Genomic DNA, 17,406 nt, shown 5'->3' on the forward strand with positions numbered 1-17,406 from the left:
CCGATACGCAGGGCCGGGAAACACCCCCTAGTCCGCCGGCACCCTGAGGGCGGCCAGGACCGGAAGGTGGTCCGTGGCCGCCCTCAGATCGTCCTCGAAGACCCCCGGGTGACCGAGGGGCACCCCGCAGCCCAGCACCTCGATGCCCTTGGTCGCGAAGACGGCGTCGATGCGCTGGTGGGGGTCGGCGGGGGTGGAGGTGAACTCGCCGCCCCAGGGCGTGGTGGCCCAGCAGTCCTGGAGTTTGGTGCCGAGCCGGCGGAAGGTACGGCCGTCGGGGCGCTCGTTGACGTCCCCGCCCACGACGGCGTGCTCCACGCCCATCTCCGCGAGCCGGTCGAGGAGCATGCCGCCCTGCTCGTACCGCTCGTCCTTCTGCAGGCTGAGATGGCAGCTCACCACGCCCAGCCGGGCGCCCCCGAAGCGCACCACGGCGGTCGCGAGGCCGCGCCGGTGCAGTCCGGGGGTGAGCGGCAGCAGCACGTCCTCGGTGCGCTCGGCCGTGGCCCGCAGGGAGCAGAGCAGGGCGGGCCCGGCGGCCGTACCGCCGCCGGAGAGAGTCACCAGGCCGGCGGCGCGGGCGAGCCGGGCCAGCTTCTTGCGCCAGCGGAAGAACCGGGGCGCCTCCTGCACCAGCACGAGGTCCGGGGCGCAGGCGGAGATCACCCGGGCGAGGGCGCCGGTGTCGTCCCGCAGCGACCTGACGTTGTAACTGAGCACGCGGACGACGGCGGATCCGTCGGGTTCGGTCGTGGAGTTGGGCAGCTGGGGCGGCGTCGTCTCCATGCGGGTCAAGATACGCCCGTGCCCGCCGCTCACCAGGGGAACGACGGGCACCGTACACGTGCGGGTGTCACATGATCGGGTCGGGCTCCCGGGCCAGGTCGGCGGCGCCGACGAGGCCGGCCTTGTTGCCCAGCTGCGCGGCGATCACATCGGCGACCGGGCGCCAGTTGCCGCCCACCAGCCAGCGCTTGTACGACTTGCGGATCGGGTCGAGGACCAGCTCGCCCTCGTCCGACAGGCCGCCGCCGACGATGAACGCGGACGGGTCGAACAGCGAGGCGAGGTCGGCGAGGCCCGCGCCGGCCCAGCGGGCCAGCTCGCGGTACGAGTCCACCGCGACCGGGTCGCCCTGGCGGGCGGCCATGGAGATGTGCTTGCCCTCGATGCCGTCGGGGGTGCCGTCGCCGAGGCCGAGCAGCACCTCGGCGCGCTCGGGGGTGGCGTTGGCGCGCTGCTTGGCGTACCGGACGAGGGCGCGGCCGGAGGCGTACTGCTCCCAGCAGCCCTGCGAGCCGCAGCCGCACAGCAGGCCGTCCGGGACCATCCGGATGTGGCCGAACTCGGCGGCCACGCCGAAGTGGCCGCGGCGGAGCTTGTTGCCGATGATGATGCCGCCGCCGAGGCCGGTGCCGAGCGTGATGCAGATGACGTTGCGGTGGCCCTTGCCGGCGCCGAACTTGTACTCGCCCCAGGCGGCCGCGTTGGCGTCGTTCTCCACGACGACCGGGAGGCCCACGCGGGCCTCGACCTTCTCCTTCAGCGGCTCGTTGCGCCAGTCGATGTTGGGCGCGAAGTACACCTCGGAGCGCTGACGGTTGACGTAGCCGGCGGCGCCGATGCCCACGCCGACGATGTCGTGGCCGGCGCGCGCCCCCTCCACCGCCGAGGCGATCGCCTCCACGATGCCCTCGGGCGTACCCGGGGTCGGCACCTTGTGGGTCGAGAGGATGTTGCCTTCCTCGTCGACCACGCCGGCCGCGATCTTCGTGCCGCCGATGTCGACGCCGATGGTGAGTCCCATGAATCCCTCAGTTTCGGTCGAGCCCCGCTACGGCCAACCGTACCCGAGGGGCCTGCCGTCGGGTTCCCGTCGTCCGCCCGGGGGACGGGCCCGGCGGCGGCGACGGGGTGCCCCCGCGCGAGCGGGGCCGAGCGTGGGGGGCCGGCCTCGGCGGCAGGGTCAGTCCAGGTCGATGCGCTGGCCCGGTCCCGTGCCCTCGCCGGGGTCGCGGCGGGGGTCGGAGGGGTCGTCCGGATCGTACGGCTCGTCCGTCCCGCTGGTCCCCGCCGTCCCACCGGTCCAGCGGTTCTCCTGGGCCTGCACGGCGGAACGGTAGGCGGCCAGGAGTTCCTGGCCGGCGGCGGCCAGGTGGTCGAAGACGTCCGGGTTGCGTTCGATGACCGGTTCGACGGCCGCCTTGGCCTGCTGGACGACCTGCTGCACCACCTGCTGGGCGGCGGGTCCGGCGACCGCGCCGAGCAGCGGGGACTGGAGTCCGGCCAGCTTGTCGAGGGCGGTGTCGACGAACTTGCGCAGTTCCTCGGCGGCGGAGCCGGGCGGCGGCTGCTGCTGCCGGGTCCGGCGGCGGGCCTTCTCCGCCTCCAGGTCCTCGGCGCAGGCGGTCGCCCAGGCGTCGGGGTCGCCCGGCGGACGGAGGTCGCCGGCCGCCTGCTCGTGAGCCGCGTCGTGGGTGGGGCGCTCTTCGCTCATGGCGGCCTCCTGACTACGTTTCGTCCCTCCGACGTTACCCGAACGGGCGTAGCGGCTTCACCGGCTCCGCGGCCACAGCCGTGGATCCGGGGCGAACCGGACGCACAGCTCGCCCTCGCGCAGGCCCGCCCCCTCGACGGTGCAGCGGCGCAGCGCGGACGGCAGCGGAACGATTCGCCGGAACGGTCCGGCGGTGAGGACGAGTTCGTCGCCGCGGCGGATCAGATCGAGGTCGTCGCGGACGGCGCCGGGCAGCGGGATGCGCCAGACGAGCACGCCGTCCTCGGCGAGCCGGTCGACGACGGGCCACTCGACCGTGGTGGTGCCGGGCCCGACGGCCGGTACCGGGAGGGCGGCGAGATCGTCCTCACCGCGGGGGTCACGGCCGAGGTGCGGCACGGCATGGACGTCGTACGCCCCCTGCCACTCCGCCAGGACCTTGCGCTGCTGGGCGAGCGGCCCGGCCAGCCAGCCGTCGGCCTCCCCGCCGGGCTCCGGGAACGCCCGGCTCGCCAGCAGCGCCTCCGGGCGGTGGCCGCGCAGGGCGAGGCCGAGGGTGGCGTGGTGCACGTCGTCGGCGCCGGCCGGCGTGGGGGCGGCGACCAGGCGGACCCGGGTGGCGCGGTCGGCGAGCACGGCCTCGACGGCGGCGAGTTCCACGTCCCAGCGGGCCGCGGTCTCGTACAGCCACTCCGCGGGCATCGGCACCCCGGCCAGCCGGCCGAGGACGGGGCGCAGGGCGCGGGCCGCCTGACGCCCGGGCGGCAGGAGGCGGCGGAGGTAGCGGCGCAGTTCCTCGGGCAGCGCGAGGAGGGCGAGGGCCCGCGGGGTGGGCGGGAGGTCGACGACGACCAGGTCGTGGGCCTCGGAGAGGGTGGCGTCGCGCAGGGCGCGCAGGACGGAGAGTTCCTCGGCGCCGGGGAGGGGGGTGACTTCCTCGGCGTCCAGGCGGGCGGCGCCGAGGAGGTCGAGGGCGGCGGAGGCGCGGTCCTGGAAGGCGGCGAAGTCGTCCCGGAAGGCGGCGGCCGTGTCGGGGCGCCAGGCGGTGAGGGTGGGGGTGATGCGCACCGGGCCGGGGCCCGTGGGGGTGCCGAGGGCCGCGCCGAGGGTGTCGGTGCGGTCGGTGCCGAGGACGAGGGTGCGGGTGCCCTCACGGGCGGCGGTGAGCGCGGTGGCGGCGGCGAGGGTGGTGCGGCCGGCGCCGCTCTGGCCGGTGATCAGGAGGGTGCGCATGGGGGCTCACGCTACCCGGGGGTCGCACTCGGTCCGGCTCGCGCCCGAAGGGGGGCGGGGAACCGCGCGACCGGCCACGCACCGCCCGCGGACGGCAGGTCGGCGGAGGGCCCGGCCCGGTCGCCGCCCCGCCCGGCGGCACCGCACGCCACGGCGGCGGCTACTTCGCCCCCGACTCCACCCTCTTCTTCAGCCCCGCCAGGGCCCGGTCGATGATGACCTTCTCGGCCTTGCGCTTGATCATTCCGAGCATGGGGATCTTGACGTCGACGGTGAGCTGGTAGGTCACCTCGGTCGTGGTCCCGTCGCCCGCGGGCCTCAGCAGGTAGGAGCCGTCGAGGGAGCGCAGCATCTGGGACTTCACCAGGGTCCAGGAGACCTCGTGCCGGCCGGTCCAGGTGTAGGCGAGGGTCTGGTCGTCCTTGATCGCGCCCGCGTCCATGACCAGCCGGACCTGTTCGGCGCGGCCCTGTTCGTCGGTCTTGAGGACCTCCGCCTCCTTCACCTCACCGGTCCAGTCCGGATAGCGGGCGAAGTCGGCGATGACCGCCATGACGTCGGCCGGTGCCGCCTCGATCGTGGTGCTCGAGCTGGTGTGTTCCGCCATCGCGGTGGCTCCTCCAGATGCGGGCCGGTAGTGAGGAAGTGTGCGCACGTGTGTGCCGCGTGAAGGCTACCGCGCGGCGCCCGGCCCGACGTCATCCGTCCCGGCCCCACCCGCGCGGAACCGGGCCCGCGCAACCGCCTCTCACCACTCCAGCACCCAGGGCCGTCCGGTGGCCGCGAAGTGCCCCACGTTCACGCACTCGGTGGGCCCGATCCGCATCCGCGGGACCAGCGGCTGGTGGACGTGGCCGAAGAGGGCGTAGCGCGGCCTGGTACGCCGGATCGCCTCCAGCAGGGCGGTGCTGCCGCGTTCGAAACGGCGGGCGACGGTGTCGTAGACGAGGTCGGGCACCTCCGGCGGGATGTGGGTGCACACCACGTCCACCTCGCCGATCGCCTCGATCTTCGCCGCGTACTCCTCGTCGCTGATCTCGAACGGGGTGCGCATCTCGGTGCGCAGGCCGCCGCCGACGAAGCCGAAGACCCGGCCGCCGATCTCGACGCGTTCCCCGTCGAGGACGGTGACCCCGGGTGCGGCGTACTCCTTCCACAGGGCCGGCATGTCGACGTTGCCGTAGGTGGCGTAGGTCGGGGCGGGGAAGGCGGCGAACAGCTCGGTGTACTGCGCCCGCACGGCCGCTTCGACGACCTTGGCCCGGTCCCCGTCGATCCCGGACCACAGCCGGGAGCCCAGCTCGCGGGCCTCGTCGAAGCGGCGGGCGGTGCGCAGACCGATGAGCCGGCGGGCGTTCTCCTCGCCGAAGAGGTCGGGGAAGATGCCGCGCGAGGGGTCGGCGTAGTCGAGGAAGAGGATCAGGTCACCGAGGCAGACCAGAGCGTCCGCGCCCTCGCCGGCCCGGGCGAGGTCCCGCGCGTTGCCGTGCACATCGCTGACCACATGAATGCGTGTCCTGCGGTTTCCGACCGGTGTGGGTGACATGGCGATCAAGCGTAGGCGCGTGCGCCAAACGTGAACAGTAGCGGCCGGACCTGCGATTACTCGCCAGTCGGGAAAGGCGTGGACTACTGTGCGCGAAGCAGCAGCAATCCGTGTGACGCAGCGAACATCTCGCCGGGACCCCCTGTCGTAGACGCCATACCGGCGGGTAACGTCCGGGCAGTCCAGTCGTGCTCAGGATTTCAACCAGTGGGGTCCCCTCCCCTGGCGAACGCCTGAGCACCTGCCCGAGCCTTGGACCGCACCGTCGCATCGCACAACGTCGTGGCGCCGGCGCCCTATGAGGAGCAGCAGTCTTGCGCGAGTTCAGCCTTCCGGCTTTGTACGAGGTCCCCTCGGACGGCAATCTGACCGACATCGTCCGCAGAAACGCCGCGCAGCACCCCGAGGTCGCCGTCATCGCCCGCAAGGTGAACGGTGCTTGGCAGGACGTGACCGCGGCGGACTTCCTGGCCGAGGTGCACGCCGCCGCCAAGGGCCTCATCGCGGCGGGTGTGCAGCCCGGCGACCGGGTGGGCCTGATGTCCCGCACCCGCTACGAGTGGACGCTGCTGGACTTCGCGATCTGGAGCGCGGGCGCGGTCACCGTGCCGGTGTACGAGACCAGCTCGCCCGAGCAGGTGCAGTGGATCCTCAGCGACTCGGGCGCCACCGCCTGCGTCGTCGAGCTGGACAGCCACGCCGCCGCCGTGGAGTCGGTGCGCGAGTCGCTGCCCGCGCTCAAGCACGTCTGGCAGATCGAGGACGGAGGCGTGGCGGAGCTGGAGCGGCTCGGGCAGGACGTCGGCGACGAGACGGTCAAGGAGCGCGGCTCGCTGGCGAAGGCCGACGACCCGGCGACCATCGTCTACACCTCCGGCACCACCGGCCGCCCCAAGGGCTGTGTGCTCACCCACCGCAGCTTCTTCGCCGAGTGCGGCAACGTCGTGGAGCGGCTGCGGCCGCTCTTCCGCACCGGCGAGTGCTCGGTCCTGCTCTTCCTGCCGCTCGCGCACGTCTTCGGCCGTCTGGTGCAGGTCGCGCCGATGATGGCGCCGATCAAGCTGGGCTGCGTCCCGGACATCAAGAACCTCACGGACGAGCTGGCCGCGTTCCGCCCGACGCTGATCCTGGGTGTGCCGCGGGTCTTCGAGAAGGTCTACAACGCGGCGCGCGCCAAGGCGCAGGCCGACGGCAAGGGCAAAATCTTCGACAAGGCGGCCGACACGGCGATCGCCTACAGCAAGGCGCTGGACACCCCGTCCGGCCCGTCCTTCGGCCTGAAGATCAAGCACAAGGTCTTCGACAAGCTGGTCTACGGCAAGCTGCGCGCGGTGCTCGGCGGGCGCGGCGAGTACGCCATCTCCGGCGGCGCCCCGCTGGGCGAGCGCCTGGGCCACTTCTTCCGCGGGATCGGCTTCACGGTGCTGGAGGGCTACGGCCTGACCGAGTCCTGCGCGGCCACCGCGTTCAACCCGTGGGACCGCCAGAAGATCGGCACGGTCGGCCAGCCGCTGCCGGGCTCGGTGGTGCGGATCGCGGACGACGGCGAGGTGCTGCTGCACGGCGAGCACCTGTTCAAGGAGTACTGGAACAACCCGGGCGCCACCGAGGAGGCGCTGGAGGACGGCTGGTTCCACACCGGCGACCTCGGCACCCTCGACGAGGACGGCTATCTGCGGATCACCGGCCGGAAGAAGGAGATCATCGTCACGGCGGGCGGCAAGAACGTCGCCCCGGCCGTGATCGAGGACCGGATCCGGGCGCACGCGCTGGTCGCGGAGTGCATGGTGGTGGGCGACGGGCGGCCGTTCGTGGGCGCGCTGGTCACCATCGACGAGGAGTTCCTGGGCCGCTGGGCGGCCGAGCACGGCAAGCCGGCCGGCTCCACCGCGGCGTCGCTGCGCGAGGACGCGGACCTGCTGGCCGCGGTCCAGGCCGCGGTCGACGACGGCAACGCCGCGGTGTCGAAGGCGGAATCGGTGCGGAAGTTCCGCATTCTGCCCTCCCAGTTCACCGAGGACTCGGGCCATCTGACGCCGTCGCTGAAGCTGAAGCGGAACGTGGTGGCGAAGGACTTCGCGGACGAGATCGAGGCGATCTACGCGAAGTAGATCGCCCCTGGAGGTGCCTCGTATCCGCCGTCGGCGGGTGCGGGGCACATCGTCGTTTCCCGCGCGGTCCCCGCGCCCCTGACGGAGCCGCCTACAGCAGGGTCTTCAAGTTCTCCGCCAAGAGGTCCCAGCGCCACTTCTCCTCGACCCACCGGCGGCCCCGCTCCCCCATCCTGCGGCGCAGCTCGGCGTCGGCGAGGAGGGTGGTGATGCGGTCGGCGGCCTCCTCGGGGGCGCCGCCGCGCACCACCCAGCCGGTCTCGCCGTCGAGCACCGCGTCGGGCGCGCCACCGGAGTCCCCGGCGACGACGGGCAGCCCGGTCGCGGAGGCCTCCAGGTAGACGATGCCCAGGCCCTCGACGTCGAGCCCGCCGCGCCGGGTGCGGCAGGGCATGGCGAAGACGTCCCCGGCGCCGTAGTGCGCGGGCAGCTCGGACCAGGGCACGGCGCCGGTGAAGCGCACGGAGCCGGCGACGCCGGTCTCGTGGGCGAGGCGGCGCAGGTCCTTCTCGTAGGGCCCGCCGCCGACGATCAGCAGCACCGCGTCCGGCTCCTTCGCGAGGATGCGCGGCATGGCCTGGATGAGGGTGTCCTGGCCCTTGCGCCGCACCAGCCGGGAGACGCAGACCACGACGGGCCGGTCGGTGAGTCCCAGCCGGGCCCGCACCTCGGCGCCGCCGGACTCCGGATGGAAGGTCTTCTCGTCGACCCCGGGCGGCAGCTGCGCCATGCGCGCGGCGGCCTGCGGGGTGAGCGCCGAGGCGATCCGCGAGCGGGTGTACTCGCCCAGGTAGGTCAGGGTGTCGGTGCCCTCGCCGATCCGGCGCAGCAGCTGCCGGGCGGCGGGCAGCTGGGCCCAGCCGGCCTCGTGCCCGTGGGTGGTGGCCACCAGGCGTTCGGCGCCGGCCCGGCGCAGCGCGGGCGCCATCAGCCCGAGCGGCGCGGCGGCCCCGAACCACACCGACGTGCAGCCGTGCTCGCGCAACAGCCCGACGGCCCGCCGGGTGGCGGCGGGCGTCGGCAGCAGCATGGTGGTGCTGTCCCGTACGACGGTGAAGGGCTGCTCGGCGTCGAACGCGGCCGTCGCCTCGCGGCCCTCGTGGCCGCGCTTCCAGGTGGAGGCGTAGACGACGAGCCGGTCGGGGTCGAGGCGGAGGGCCATGTTGTGCAGGAACGCCTGGATGCCGCCGGGGCGGGGCGGGAAGTCGTTCGTCACGATGAGGGTCTTGCGCATCGTCGCCGACCCTACCCAACGTAGACTCACAGGCCGGTACGGCCGCGCTTTTGGCCTTCGCACAGGCGGCCGAGGGATCATGGCCCCGACAGCACCCGGGACGGGCATCGGACGGAAGCAGGGGCTCCAGGTGGACAGGACGGACGGCCGGCGGCAGATGCCGTGGCTGCTGACGGTGTGGGGTCTGACCCGGCTGTTCCTGCTGCTCTTCGTCTTCAAGGTGTACGTCTTCCCCGGCCCCGACGTCACCAGCGACATCTCGGTGATCTACCAGGGCTGGTACGAGGTCCTGCGTACCGGAACGTTTCCGCTGGACGACGTCACCTGGCAGTACCCGCCGGCCGCCGCGCTCGCGGTGCTCTCCCCCGCCCTGCTGTTCTTCCTCGACTACGCGCACGCCTTCTTCGTCCTGGCCTTCCTCGCCGACCTGGTCGCGCTCGCCCTCCTGCTGTACGCCGCCGGGCGCCCGGACCGGACCCCGCGCGGGGCCTGGGTGTGGGTCGCCGGGGTGCCGCTGCTCGGGCCGACCGTCTACGCCCGCTACGACGTGATGGTGACCGCCGTCGCGGTGGCCGCGCTGCTCGCGGGCGCCCGGCGGCCCCGGCTGATGGGCGCGCTGACCGCGTTCGGGGCGCTGCTGAAGGTGTGGCCGGTGCTGCTGCTGGTGGCCGCCCGCGAGCGGCGCGCCTGGGTCTCGGCGGTGGTCACCGCCGCGGGCGTCGCGGCGGTGTTCGCGCTGGCCATGCCCGGCGCCTTCGCCTTCCTGACCTTCCAGCGGGACCGGGGCACCGAGGTGGAGTCGCTGGGCGCGCTGGTCTTCCATGTGGCGCGGCACTTCGGCTGGGACGGGCAGGTGCTGCTGAACTACGGCTCGGTGGAGTTCCTGGGCCCGTACGTGGAGGTGGTCAGCACGGCCGCGCTCGCGCTGACCGGCGCGGCGTTCGGCTGGCTGCTGCTGTGGCGGCTGCGAGCGGCGCGGTTCGAGCCGCACACCCTCGCGGACGCGGCGTTCGTGGCGGTGCTGCTGTTCACCACCACCAGCCGGGTGATCAGCCCGCAGTATCTGGTGTGGCTGGTCGGGCTCGCGGCGGTCTGCCTGTGCTTCCGGGCGAGCCGGATGGGGCCGGCGGCCGGCCTGGTGCTGGTGGCGTCGTTCGTGACGGTGCTGGAGTTCCCGGTCTGGTTCTCGCACGTCGTGGCGAGCGACGGCCTCGGCATCACCCTCCTCGTCGTCCGCAACGGCCTCCTGGTCGCCGCCACCGTCGTCGCGGCCCGGGTGTTGTGGCGGGCCACCGTGTCCCGCGCCGCCGAGCCCGCCTCGCTGCCCCCTCAGGCCACCCGGGCCAAGGAGCCCACGCCCTCCTCCTGACGCCGTCCGCGCCGCGTCAGGACCGCCAGAGCCGCGCACTGCACCGCCATCGCGAGCGCCAGCGCCATCGCCACGCCGGGCAGGCCGAGCCCGGACGACAGGTGGGCCAGCGGCAGCTGCACCGCCGTACCGAGCACCGTCACCCGCAGCAGCAGCGCCGCTCCCCCGCCGCCCTCGAAGACCCCGCCGAGCGCGATGAAGCAGGCCATGAGCAGCAGATACGGCCCGGCGCAGCGCAGGAACAGCACACCGGCCGCGGCCACCTCGGGCCCGGCCCCGAAGGCGGCCATGATCCACGGAGCGGTGGCCGCCAGCAGCGCCGCCGCCGCGAGTCCCGCGGTCCCCGAGACCAGCACGGCCTCCCGCCCGATCGCGCGCCCCGCCTCCCGGCCCGCTCCCCGGGTGTGCGCGGTGTGGATCGCGGCGGCCTGCCGCACCGCGTAGAACGCCATCGTGGCGACGAACATGACCTTGAACGCGATCGAGTACGCCGCCACCGCCGTCACCCCGAGCCGCGCCACGATCGCCACCAGCGCCAGTGAGCCCGCCTGCCGCACGGTGAAGTCGGCCGACATCGGCAGCCCGGTCCGCAGGGTGCGCCGTACGGCCGCGCCGACCGGCTCGGCCGACCGCACCCCGGCCCGGAGCAGTGTGTTGCGCCGTAAGGCGACCAGCCCCAGCCCGAGGGCGAGGCAGCGGCACAGCACGGTGGAGGCGGCGGCGCCCTGGACGCCGTAGCGGTGGATGAGCCAGGGGTCGCAGACGAGGATCAGCCCGTTGGCGAGGAGGGCGAGCCGCATCGGTGTCCTGGTGTCGCCCGCGCCCTTCAGCAGCCCGTCCACGAGCTGCTGCGCGAAGAAGACGGCCATGCCGGGCAGGGAAATGGCGAGATAGGCGACGGCCGGGGGCACCGCCGCGCCACCGCCCAGCGTCAGCCGGGCCAGCGGTTCGCGCAGCAGGAACCCGCCGACCGCCACCACGGGTGTCACCAGCGCGCACAGCGCCCAGCCGCCCCGCACGGCCGACCGCACGGCGGCGGGGTCCCGCGCGCCGCGGGCGTGCGCGACCAGCACCGTCGTGCCGGAGCCGAAGACGAGCGCGACGCCGAGCAGCACGTTCTCGACCGTGGTCGCCATGGCCACGGCGGCCACAGCCGGCCCGCCGAGCCGGGCGACCCAGACGGTGTTGATGATCCCGGCGGCGACGGACGTCAGGAACTGGGCGTAGACGGGTACGGCGAGCGAGACGAGCTGTCTGCGGTGGGTGTTCACGGTTGCCCCCTTGCGAGCTACCTCGATTCGAGCTGCCTCGATCCGAGGTAGCTCGTTTAGAGGTAGCATGGCGTCGGGTCACCCGCAAGGAGGGCCGGAAAGGAACGGGAGGGAAGATGCTGGAACTGTCGATCCTCGGCTTCCTCGCCGAGGAACCCCTGCACGGCTACGAGCTGAAGGAACGCATCAAGGCCCTCAGCGGCCACGTCCGCCCGGTCAGCGACGGCGCCCTGTACCCGGCGATCACCCGCCTCGTCACCGCCGGAAAGCTCGGCCGGCACACCGAGCCCGGCGCGAGCGCCGCCCCGCGCCGGATCCTCTCCCTCACCGAGCGGGGCCGCGCCGACCTGTACGCACGGCTGCGCCACCCCACGCAGACCGAGATCACCGACCAGGTCCGTTTCAACACCCTGCTGGCCTTCCTGCGCCACCTGCCGGACCCCGCCGAGCAGGCGGCGGTACTGCGCCGGCGGCTGGACTTCCTGGAGACCCCGGCGAGCTTCTTCTACCGCGACGGCGAACCGGTGCGGGCCGAGGAGGCGGGCGACCTGTTCCGGCAGGGCATGCTGCGGGTGGCCCGGGCGACCGGCGAGGCGGAGCGGGCCTGGCTGCGCGAGGCCATCGCCGTACTCGAACCCGCCGCACCCCGAACCGCCGCACCTGGAACCGCAACGCCCGAGACCGCCACGTCGTAGCCGCCGCGCCCGAAGGCGGCCCGGCTCAGCCGCCGAACTGATCCCGCAGGTACTCCCGCCACAGCCCGGTGAACTCCTCCGCAGTGGTCCCCAGCACCTCGGCCGTCGCCCGCTCGCCCGCGCCCTCCCGCTTCCCGTGCGCGCCGACGGCCCGGTAGAACGCGCCGAGCCGCGCCTCGCCCCAGCGCTCCGCGATCAGCCGGCAGGCCAGCCAGCCGCCCTCGTACGCCTGCGCGAGGGCCGCCGCGTCCCCGGTGAACTCGAAGTCGCGGTCGCCGGGCAGGCCGGCCGGCAGCCGCCCCTCGGCCACCGCCCGGGACAGCTCCGGCGCGGCCTGCGCCGGGGCGTGCCCGGTGCCGCGGTAGCCGACCCAGTCGGCGTAGCCCTCGGACAGCCACAGCGGGGTGGCGGCGTTGGTGTGGGCGCGGGTGGCGACATGGGTGGCCTCGTGGGTGAGCACGACCTGCCGGCCTACGGGGCCGAGGACGCCGTACGCGTCCGGGTTGACGATGATCCGGTCGGCGGGCGCGCGGTCCGCCCCGGTCTCGCCCGTGGTGACCGCGGCGATGCCCCGGTAGGAGGAGGCGGGCGAGCCGAGCAGCGCGGCCATGCCGTCCAGCGACCTCGGGACGAGCACCACGACCCGGCCGCTCCAGCCGGCGCCCCACGCCTCCGAGACGGCGGGCACCGCGCGGTCCGCGAGCCCGGCGAAGACCCGCAGCTCCGCGCGGGACCGGCCGACGCCGAGCACCAGGCTGTCCGTGCCCCGCACCGCGGTCACCGTGCCCTGGTCCCACAGCTGTTCGGCGGCCTCGGGCGCGGGCCGGTCGGAGAGGACCGTCCACCGCCCGCCCGCGTCCCGGGCGAGGACGAGGGCGCGGCCCGCGGTGACCGGGGCCGCGTCGTGCCCGGCGAGGCGGTAGCGCAGCTCGGCGGCGGCGGTGGCCCGGTCGCCGGTGCGGTCGAAGGACGTCAGCCGGTACGACCAGGCGGCGAGCGGCACCGCGCGCAGCCGGTCGAGCCCGGCGTCGCCGCCCGTCGCCCGGTAGGCCGTCGCGTCGTGGCCGAGGACGGCGGCGGCCCGGCGGTCGAGGAGCCACTGCACCTCGGCCCGCGCGCTGTCGGTCGCGGGCCGTCCCCCGCACCCCACCAGGGCGACGAGCAGCAGACACAGCGTCATCGCCCAGGGCCCCGACGCCCGCCTTCGACCAGCCACCTCTCGAGGGTACGGGGGCCCCGGCCGGTTCAGACCCGGGTGACCGCCGAGATCGGCATCATCCCGACCGGGTCGTAGCGCACCGGCGCGCCCGGGTACGGCGCGTGGATGACCTGGCCGTTGCCCACGTACATGCCGACATGGCTGGCGTCGGAGCGGTAGGTGACCAGGTCGCCGGGCTGCGCCTGGGAGAGCGGGACCTGCCGGCCGGCCACCCGCTGCGCCTGCGAGGTGCGCGGCAGGGAGACCCCGGCCTGCGCGTACGACCACTGCATCAGGCCGGAGCAGTCGAAGCCGCCGGGACCGGCGGCACCCCACACGTACGGCTTGCCGAGCGCCGAGCGGGCGGCGGCGACCGCGGCGGCGGCGCGGCCGGAGGCGGGGACGGCACCGGTGAGGCCGGGCATCTCCTCGCGGCCGGAGCGGGAGGCCCGGTCGTAGGCGGCGCGGTCCTCGTCCGGCAGGGAGTTGAGCAACCGCCGGGCCTGGGCGAGCTTGCGCTCCACGGACCGCTTGTGGGAGGCGACGGCCCTGCGGCTCTTCTCCAGCTCGCCCAGCGTCTCGGCGGCCTCGGACCGCTCCTGGGCGAGTTCCCGCATGGCCTTCTGGAGGTCCTTCAGCCGGGCGGCCTGGTGGACGCCGATCCGGTCCAGGACGACGGCCTTGTCCAGGTAGTCGTCCGGGTCCTCGGAGAAGAGCAGGGCCAGCGACGGGTCGAGACCGCCGGAGCGGTACTGGGCGCCGGCCAGCGAACCCAGCGTCTCCCGCATGGTGTTGATGCGCTCCTGCTGCCGGGCGATCCGGTCCTGGGCGCGGCCGACCTCGCCGCGCAGCGCGTCGGCGCGCTCGTCGGCCTTGTTGTAGGCCTCGGTGGCCTTCTCGGCCTCCGCGTAGAGGCGGTCGACCTCGGCACGGGTGTCGTCGTGCGGCGCGGCCATGGCCGGCACCACGCCGAGCGCGGCCGCGGCGGCGGACAGAAGGGAGACCGCTACGGTCGCGCCGCGGTCGAGACCGGACGACGGTGCCTGACGGCGATGGGACCCCACGAGAAGCCGCGCTCCTTCCACTTGCGGACAGGAAAAGCCCCCACACCGATGCCGGTGTGAGGGAAACGCGGCAGACAGTAACCCCGTGACACGGTGACGGCCAAAGACCTCCGCGGACACACACAGTGACGCCCCGCCGCTGACGCAGGTCATCGGCGGGGCGTGGGGTCAGAATCCGTCCCGGTGATTCGCCCGTTCGGGGGGCACTCGTGTCCTGATCTTGGAACGGACCGGCCCCGGCCGGGGCGCGGAACCGGGGTGGATCAGATCCGGACGCCGAACTGGTACGGCATGTTGTTGATCGACTCGTAACGCACGACGGTGCCGGTGCGCGGGGCGTGCAGCACCTGGCCGTTGCCCGCGTAGAAGCCGACGTGGTGCAGGTCGCCGTAGAAGATGACCAGGTCACCGACCTTGAGGTCGGACTGGGAGTAGATCCTGGTGCCCGCGTTGGCCTGGTCCTGGGAGATGCGCGGGATGGCGACGCCGGCCTGGGCGAACGCCCAGGAGGTCAGGCCCGAGCAGTCGAACGAGGACGGACCGGTGGCGCCGTAGACGTACGGCGAGCCGATCTTGCTCTGGGCGGCCTGGAAGGCGGCCATCGCGCGGCCGGAGGCCGGGGCGGCGTTGCCGAGGTCCACGCGGTCGGCGGAGGACCGGCTGGCGCGCTCCTCCTCGGCGGCGAGCGCCGCCTTCTCCTGCGCGGTCAGGGTGTTCAGCAGCTTCTGCGCCTCGGCGAGCTTGCCCTGGACCTCCTTCTTCTTCTCACCCAGTTCGGTACGGGTGGAGGAGAGGTCCTTCAGCTTCTCGGAGGCCTCGGCGCGCTGCTGGGCGAGTTCGCGCTGCTTCTCCTGGATCTTCTTCAGCGCCTCGACCTGCTGGCCGCTCAACTGGTCGAGCGTGGAGGCCTTGTCGAGGTAGTCGTCCGGGTCGGCGGAGAGGAAGAGCTGGAGCGAGGGGTCGATGCCGCCGGACCGGTACTGGGCGCTGGCCATCGAACCGAGGCCCTCACGCAGCTCGTTGACCTCTTCCTGGCCCCGTGCGACGTTGTCCTGGATGGTGGAGATCTCCTTCTGGAGCTTCTCCTGCTTCTCCTTGGCCCCGTTGTACTTCTCGGTGGCCTGCTCGGCCTGCTCGTATAGCTTGTCGACCTTCGCCTTCACCTCGTCCTTGCTCGGCTTCTCGGTCGGTGCCGCGTTGGCGGCCTGGGAGCCGAGGGCGACGGCAGCGGCTGCTGCTGTGGTCAGCACGGTCACACGGGCGCGACTGGGCTGCTTGGGTCGACGGTGGGACGCCACGGAGGTGAACTCCTTCTTCTGAGTGATCACCCGCTCGGAGGTTCGAGGCCAGACCCTAGTGAGCTTCTTGTGATCAGTTCAAATCCTCACGAGAAAAATCTCGTCACACCCTGCATTCTTTGCCCATGACTCACAGGGCGTTCATGACGGTTGACGCTACGTTGCACGGAGGGTCCGTCAATTCGGGCATTCAGGCTGTACGTTGAGCTTTCAGGACAGTCGCTTGAGAAGTACCGCGGATGCCACGGGCCGGGCACCGGCCCGCGCCACCCCGTCGGCGACCTCGCGATCGGTGGAGGCCACGATGACCGGACGGCCCGGCGGCTCCGCGCGCACCAGCTGGCGGATCAACTCGTCGGCGGTGACGCCAGGCTTGGAGAACAGCACCCGCACCCCTCGCGGCGGCGCCAGCAGCACCGGCGCGGCCAGCTCGGCCCCGTCGAAGACACAGGTGACCTCGGCGCCGGTCTGCGCGGCGAGCTGGGAGAGCTGCCCGAGCAGCCGCAACCGCTGCTTCTCCAGGGGCATCTGGGGATAGCCGGTCTTGGTGACGTTGTAGCCGTCGACGACCAGATGGGCCTGCGGGAGGGCCAGCAACTGGTCGAGGATGGCCGGATCGTTCTCCGACAGCGCCCGCGCGGCGATGTCCTTCGGGGTCATGCGTCCCGGTTCGACCGCGTCCACGGTCTCGGCCGGCCGCACCGACACCGGCGGCAGCGCGAGTTCGCGGCGCAGCCCCTGGGTCGCGTCGAGCAGGGTGTCGAGCAGCAGCCGGACCCGCATGTCCTCGACGCTGCGGCCCTCGCGGGCGGCCCGGCGGGTGGCCTCCAGGGCGGCCTCCGCCTCCCCGAGCCGCGCCTTGAGCCGCCGCACCTCGCTCTCGGCGGCGGACAGCTGGGCGTGCCCCTCCGCGCGGATCGACTCGATCTCGCCGTGCGCCTTGCGCAGCGCCGCCTCGCCGCGCTTGACGTCGCTGAGCGCGGCCCGCAGTTTGCGGTGAAGCGAATCCGCTTCCTTGCGGGCGCCGTCCAGCTCGGCGCGCAGCCGCTCGGTCTCGGCGCGGGTCTGCTCGCGGGCGGCGGCGAGTTCGGCGCGCAGCCGCTCCAGTTCGGCCCGGCTCTCCTCGTCGGCGCGTTCGGCGTCGGCGCGCTGGGCCTCCTCGCCCGCGGCGGTCACCAGCTTCACCCAGCCGGCGGGCCGCAGGACGTAGGCCGCCGCCGCCACGTCGAGCGGGTCCGCGGCCGCCGGCGGCGAGCCGGAGTCCAGGGCGCCGGCGAGTTCCGGCTGGGTCTCCCGGAACTTCTCGCCGATGCGCTGCCGGAACAGCGGATCGGTCTCCAGGGCCGCGGCCATCGCGTTGCCCGCGAACTTGGCCCGGCGGTTCGGGGCGAACCGGGCGTACTGCCGCAGCTGCGCGGGCAGCTCCGCCACGGTCAGCCCGCCGAAGCCGTCCGCGACGATCTGCACGACCCGGCGGCGCACGCCCTCGGGCAGCGGACGGTCGAGCACCTCAGCGGCGCCGTCGCCCGGCCCCCCGCCTTGTGTCTCCACCATCCGTCACACCCCAATGCCTCTACGGGACCCCGCGCCGGGGGTCGCACCCCGTCGTCAGGAGCCGGCGCCCGGCCTGTCCACGAGTTCCACCTGGTCCACGGCGTTGCACCAGCGGCAGCGCACCGACTCGATGGTCTCACTGACCACCTCGCGCTCCTCGACCGTCGGCTCTCCGGCCAGATCCAGGTGGACGTACTCGACGACCTTCGACGAGCGCGTCACGTCGAAACGGGTGAGGTTGCCGCAGAGGGCGCAGCGCCATCGGGTCGTGTCGGTCGGCAGGGGAACCGTCATCGTGACTGTTCGCTTTCCTTCTAGTGTCCGTGACACGCCGGC

The 17,406-nt window shown here is 73.5% G+C and carries 16 protein-coding genes; 3 read left to right on the plus strand and 13 right to left on the minus strand.

What is annotated here, in order from left to right:
- Positions 1-27: 27 nt before the first annotated feature.
- The 6 genes from VE614_RS02570 to VE614_RS02595 form a co-directional block, all read right to left on the minus strand.
- A complete protein-coding gene (locus tag VE614_RS02570; RefSeq protein WP_324931208.1) occupies positions 28-786 on the minus strand; it encodes an endonuclease/exonuclease/phosphatase family protein in 759 nt (252 codons plus the stop codon).
- Between the two features lie 67 nt (positions 787-853).
- A complete protein-coding gene (locus VE614_RS02575) occupies positions 854-1,807 on the minus strand; it encodes an ROK family glucokinase (protein WP_324931211.1) in 954 nt (317 codons plus the stop codon).
- 159 nt (positions 1,808-1,966) lie between these two features.
- Positions 1,967-2,497, minus strand: a complete 531-nt coding sequence (locus VE614_RS02580) for a DUF5304 domain-containing protein (protein ID WP_324931214.1) — start codon at positions 2,495-2,497, stop codon at positions 1,967-1,969.
- Between the two features lie 57 nt (positions 2,498-2,554).
- The gene (locus VE614_RS02585; protein ID WP_324931218.1) at positions 2,555-3,730 is read right to left on the minus strand and encodes an ArsA family ATPase; all 1,176 of its coding nucleotides are present in this window, start codon (positions 3,728-3,730) and stop codon (positions 2,555-2,557) included.
- Positions 3,731-3,890: 160 nt separating this feature from the next.
- Positions 3,891-4,337, minus strand: coding sequence for an SRPBCC family protein (locus tag VE614_RS02590; protein ID WP_324931221.1), 447 nt, complete (start codon positions 4,335-4,337; stop codon positions 3,891-3,893).
- 141 nt (positions 4,338-4,478) lie between these two features.
- Positions 4,479-5,276, minus strand: a complete 798-nt coding sequence (locus VE614_RS02595) for a metallophosphoesterase family protein (RefSeq protein WP_324931224.1) — start codon at positions 5,274-5,276, stop codon at positions 4,479-4,481.
- 314 nt (positions 5,277-5,590) lie between these two features.
- Here VE614_RS02595 and VE614_RS02600 point away from each other — a divergent pair, with 314 nt between their 5' ends.
- Positions 5,591-7,387: an AMP-dependent synthetase/ligase gene (locus VE614_RS02600; RefSeq protein WP_324931227.1), complete on the plus strand. Its 1,797-nt coding sequence runs from the start codon at positions 5,591-5,593 to the stop codon at positions 7,385-7,387.
- Between the two features lie 91 nt (positions 7,388-7,478).
- Here VE614_RS02600 and VE614_RS02605 read toward each other — a convergent pair whose 3' ends face one another.
- Positions 7,479-8,621, minus strand: a complete 1,143-nt coding sequence (locus VE614_RS02605; RefSeq protein ID WP_324931230.1) for a glycosyltransferase family 4 protein — start codon at positions 8,619-8,621, stop codon at positions 7,479-7,481.
- A gap of 157 nt (positions 8,622-8,778) precedes the next feature.
- On the opposite strand from VE614_RS02605, the gene VE614_RS02610 reads away from it, so the two are divergent.
- Positions 8,779-9,990, plus strand: a complete 1,212-nt coding sequence (locus tag VE614_RS02610) for a glycosyltransferase 87 family protein (protein ID WP_324931383.1) — start codon at positions 8,779-8,781, stop codon at positions 9,988-9,990.
- On the opposite strand, the gene VE614_RS02615 is transcribed toward VE614_RS02610, so the two are convergent.
- A complete protein-coding gene (locus VE614_RS02615; RefSeq protein ID WP_324931233.1) occupies positions 9,951-11,261 on the minus strand; it encodes an MATE family efflux transporter in 1,311 nt (436 codons plus the stop codon). The genes VE614_RS02610 and VE614_RS02615 overlap by 40 nt on opposite strands.
- Before the next feature lie 116 nt (positions 11,262-11,377).
- Here VE614_RS02615 and VE614_RS02620 point away from each other — a divergent pair, with 116 nt between their 5' ends.
- Positions 11,378-11,956: a PadR family transcriptional regulator gene (locus tag VE614_RS02620; RefSeq protein ID WP_324931236.1), complete on the plus strand. Its 579-nt coding sequence runs from the start codon at positions 11,378-11,380 to the stop codon at positions 11,954-11,956.
- A 25-nt stretch (positions 11,957-11,981) separates the two neighbouring features.
- Here VE614_RS02620 and VE614_RS02625 read toward each other — a convergent pair whose 3' ends face one another.
- From VE614_RS02625 to VE614_RS02645, 5 genes are all read right to left on the minus strand, one after another.
- Entirely contained in the window at positions 11,982-13,172 is a 1,191-nt protein-coding gene (locus tag VE614_RS02625; RefSeq protein WP_324931239.1) for a hypothetical protein, read from the minus strand.
- Between the two features lie 29 nt (positions 13,173-13,201).
- On the minus strand, positions 13,202-14,218 hold the full coding sequence (locus VE614_RS02630) for an NlpC/P60 family protein (RefSeq protein ID WP_324931243.1): 1,017 nt from the start codon (positions 14,216-14,218) through the stop codon (positions 13,202-13,204).
- A gap of 263 nt (positions 14,219-14,481) precedes the next feature.
- Entirely contained in the window at positions 14,482-15,516 is a 1,035-nt protein-coding gene (locus tag VE614_RS02635) for a C40 family peptidase (RefSeq protein WP_324931386.1), read from the minus strand.
- Positions 15,517-15,726: 210 nt separating this feature from the next.
- Complete coding sequence (locus tag VE614_RS02640; RefSeq protein WP_324931246.1) at positions 15,727-17,070, minus strand: NYN domain-containing protein; 1,344 nt, start codon at positions 17,068-17,070, stop codon at positions 15,727-15,729.
- A 54-nt stretch (positions 17,071-17,124) separates the two neighbouring features.
- Entirely contained in the window at positions 17,125-17,364 is a 240-nt protein-coding gene (locus VE614_RS02645) for a hypothetical protein (RefSeq protein WP_324931249.1), read from the minus strand.
- Between the last annotated feature and the right edge of the window lie 42 nt (positions 17,365-17,406).

Source organism: Streptomyces sp. (assembly GCF_035645055.1).
Taxonomy (GTDB): domain Bacteria; phylum Actinomycetota; class Actinomycetes; order Streptomycetales; family Streptomycetaceae; genus Streptomyces.

What these genes read in the sequence shown, in the direction of transcription:
- VE614_RS02570 (WP_324931208.1), bottom strand. Translation starts at nt 786, where the DNA reads ATGGAGACGACGCCGCCCCAGCTGCCCAACTCCACGACCGAACCCGAC.
- VE614_RS02575 (WP_324931211.1), bottom strand. Translation starts at nt 1,807, where the DNA reads ATGGGACTCACCATCGGCGTCGACATCGGCGGCACGAAGATCGCGGCC.
- VE614_RS02580 (WP_324931214.1), bottom strand. Translation starts at nt 2,497, where the DNA reads ATGAGCGAAGAGCGCCCCACCCACGACGCGGCTCACGAGCAGGCGGCC.
- VE614_RS02585 (WP_324931218.1), bottom strand. Translation starts at nt 3,730, where the DNA reads ATGCGCACCCTCCTGATCACCGGCCAGAGCGGCGCCGGCCGCACCACC.
- VE614_RS02590 (WP_324931221.1), bottom strand. Translation starts at nt 4,337, where the DNA reads ATGGCGGAACACACCAGCTCGAGCACCACGATCGAGGCGGCACCGGCC.
- VE614_RS02595 (WP_324931224.1), bottom strand. Translation starts at nt 5,276, where the DNA reads ATGTCACCCACACCGGTCGGAAACCGCAGGACACGCATTCATGTGGTC.
- VE614_RS02605 (WP_324931230.1), bottom strand. Translation starts at nt 8,621, where the DNA reads ATGCGCAAGACCCTCATCGTGACGAACGACTTCCCGCCCCGCCCCGGC.
- VE614_RS02610 (WP_324931383.1), top strand. Translation starts at nt 8,779, where the DNA reads ATGCCGTGGCTGCTGACGGTGTGGGGTCTGACCCGGCTGTTCCTGCTG.
- VE614_RS02620 (WP_324931236.1), top strand. Translation starts at nt 11,378, where the DNA reads ATGCTGGAACTGTCGATCCTCGGCTTCCTCGCCGAGGAACCCCTGCAC.
- VE614_RS02640 (WP_324931246.1), bottom strand. Translation starts at nt 17,070, where the DNA reads ATGGTGGAGACACAAGGCGGGGGGCCGGGCGACGGCGCCGCTGAGGTG.
- VE614_RS02645 (WP_324931249.1), bottom strand. Translation starts at nt 17,364, where the DNA reads ATGACGGTTCCCCTGCCGACCGACACGACCCGATGGCGCTGCGCCCTC.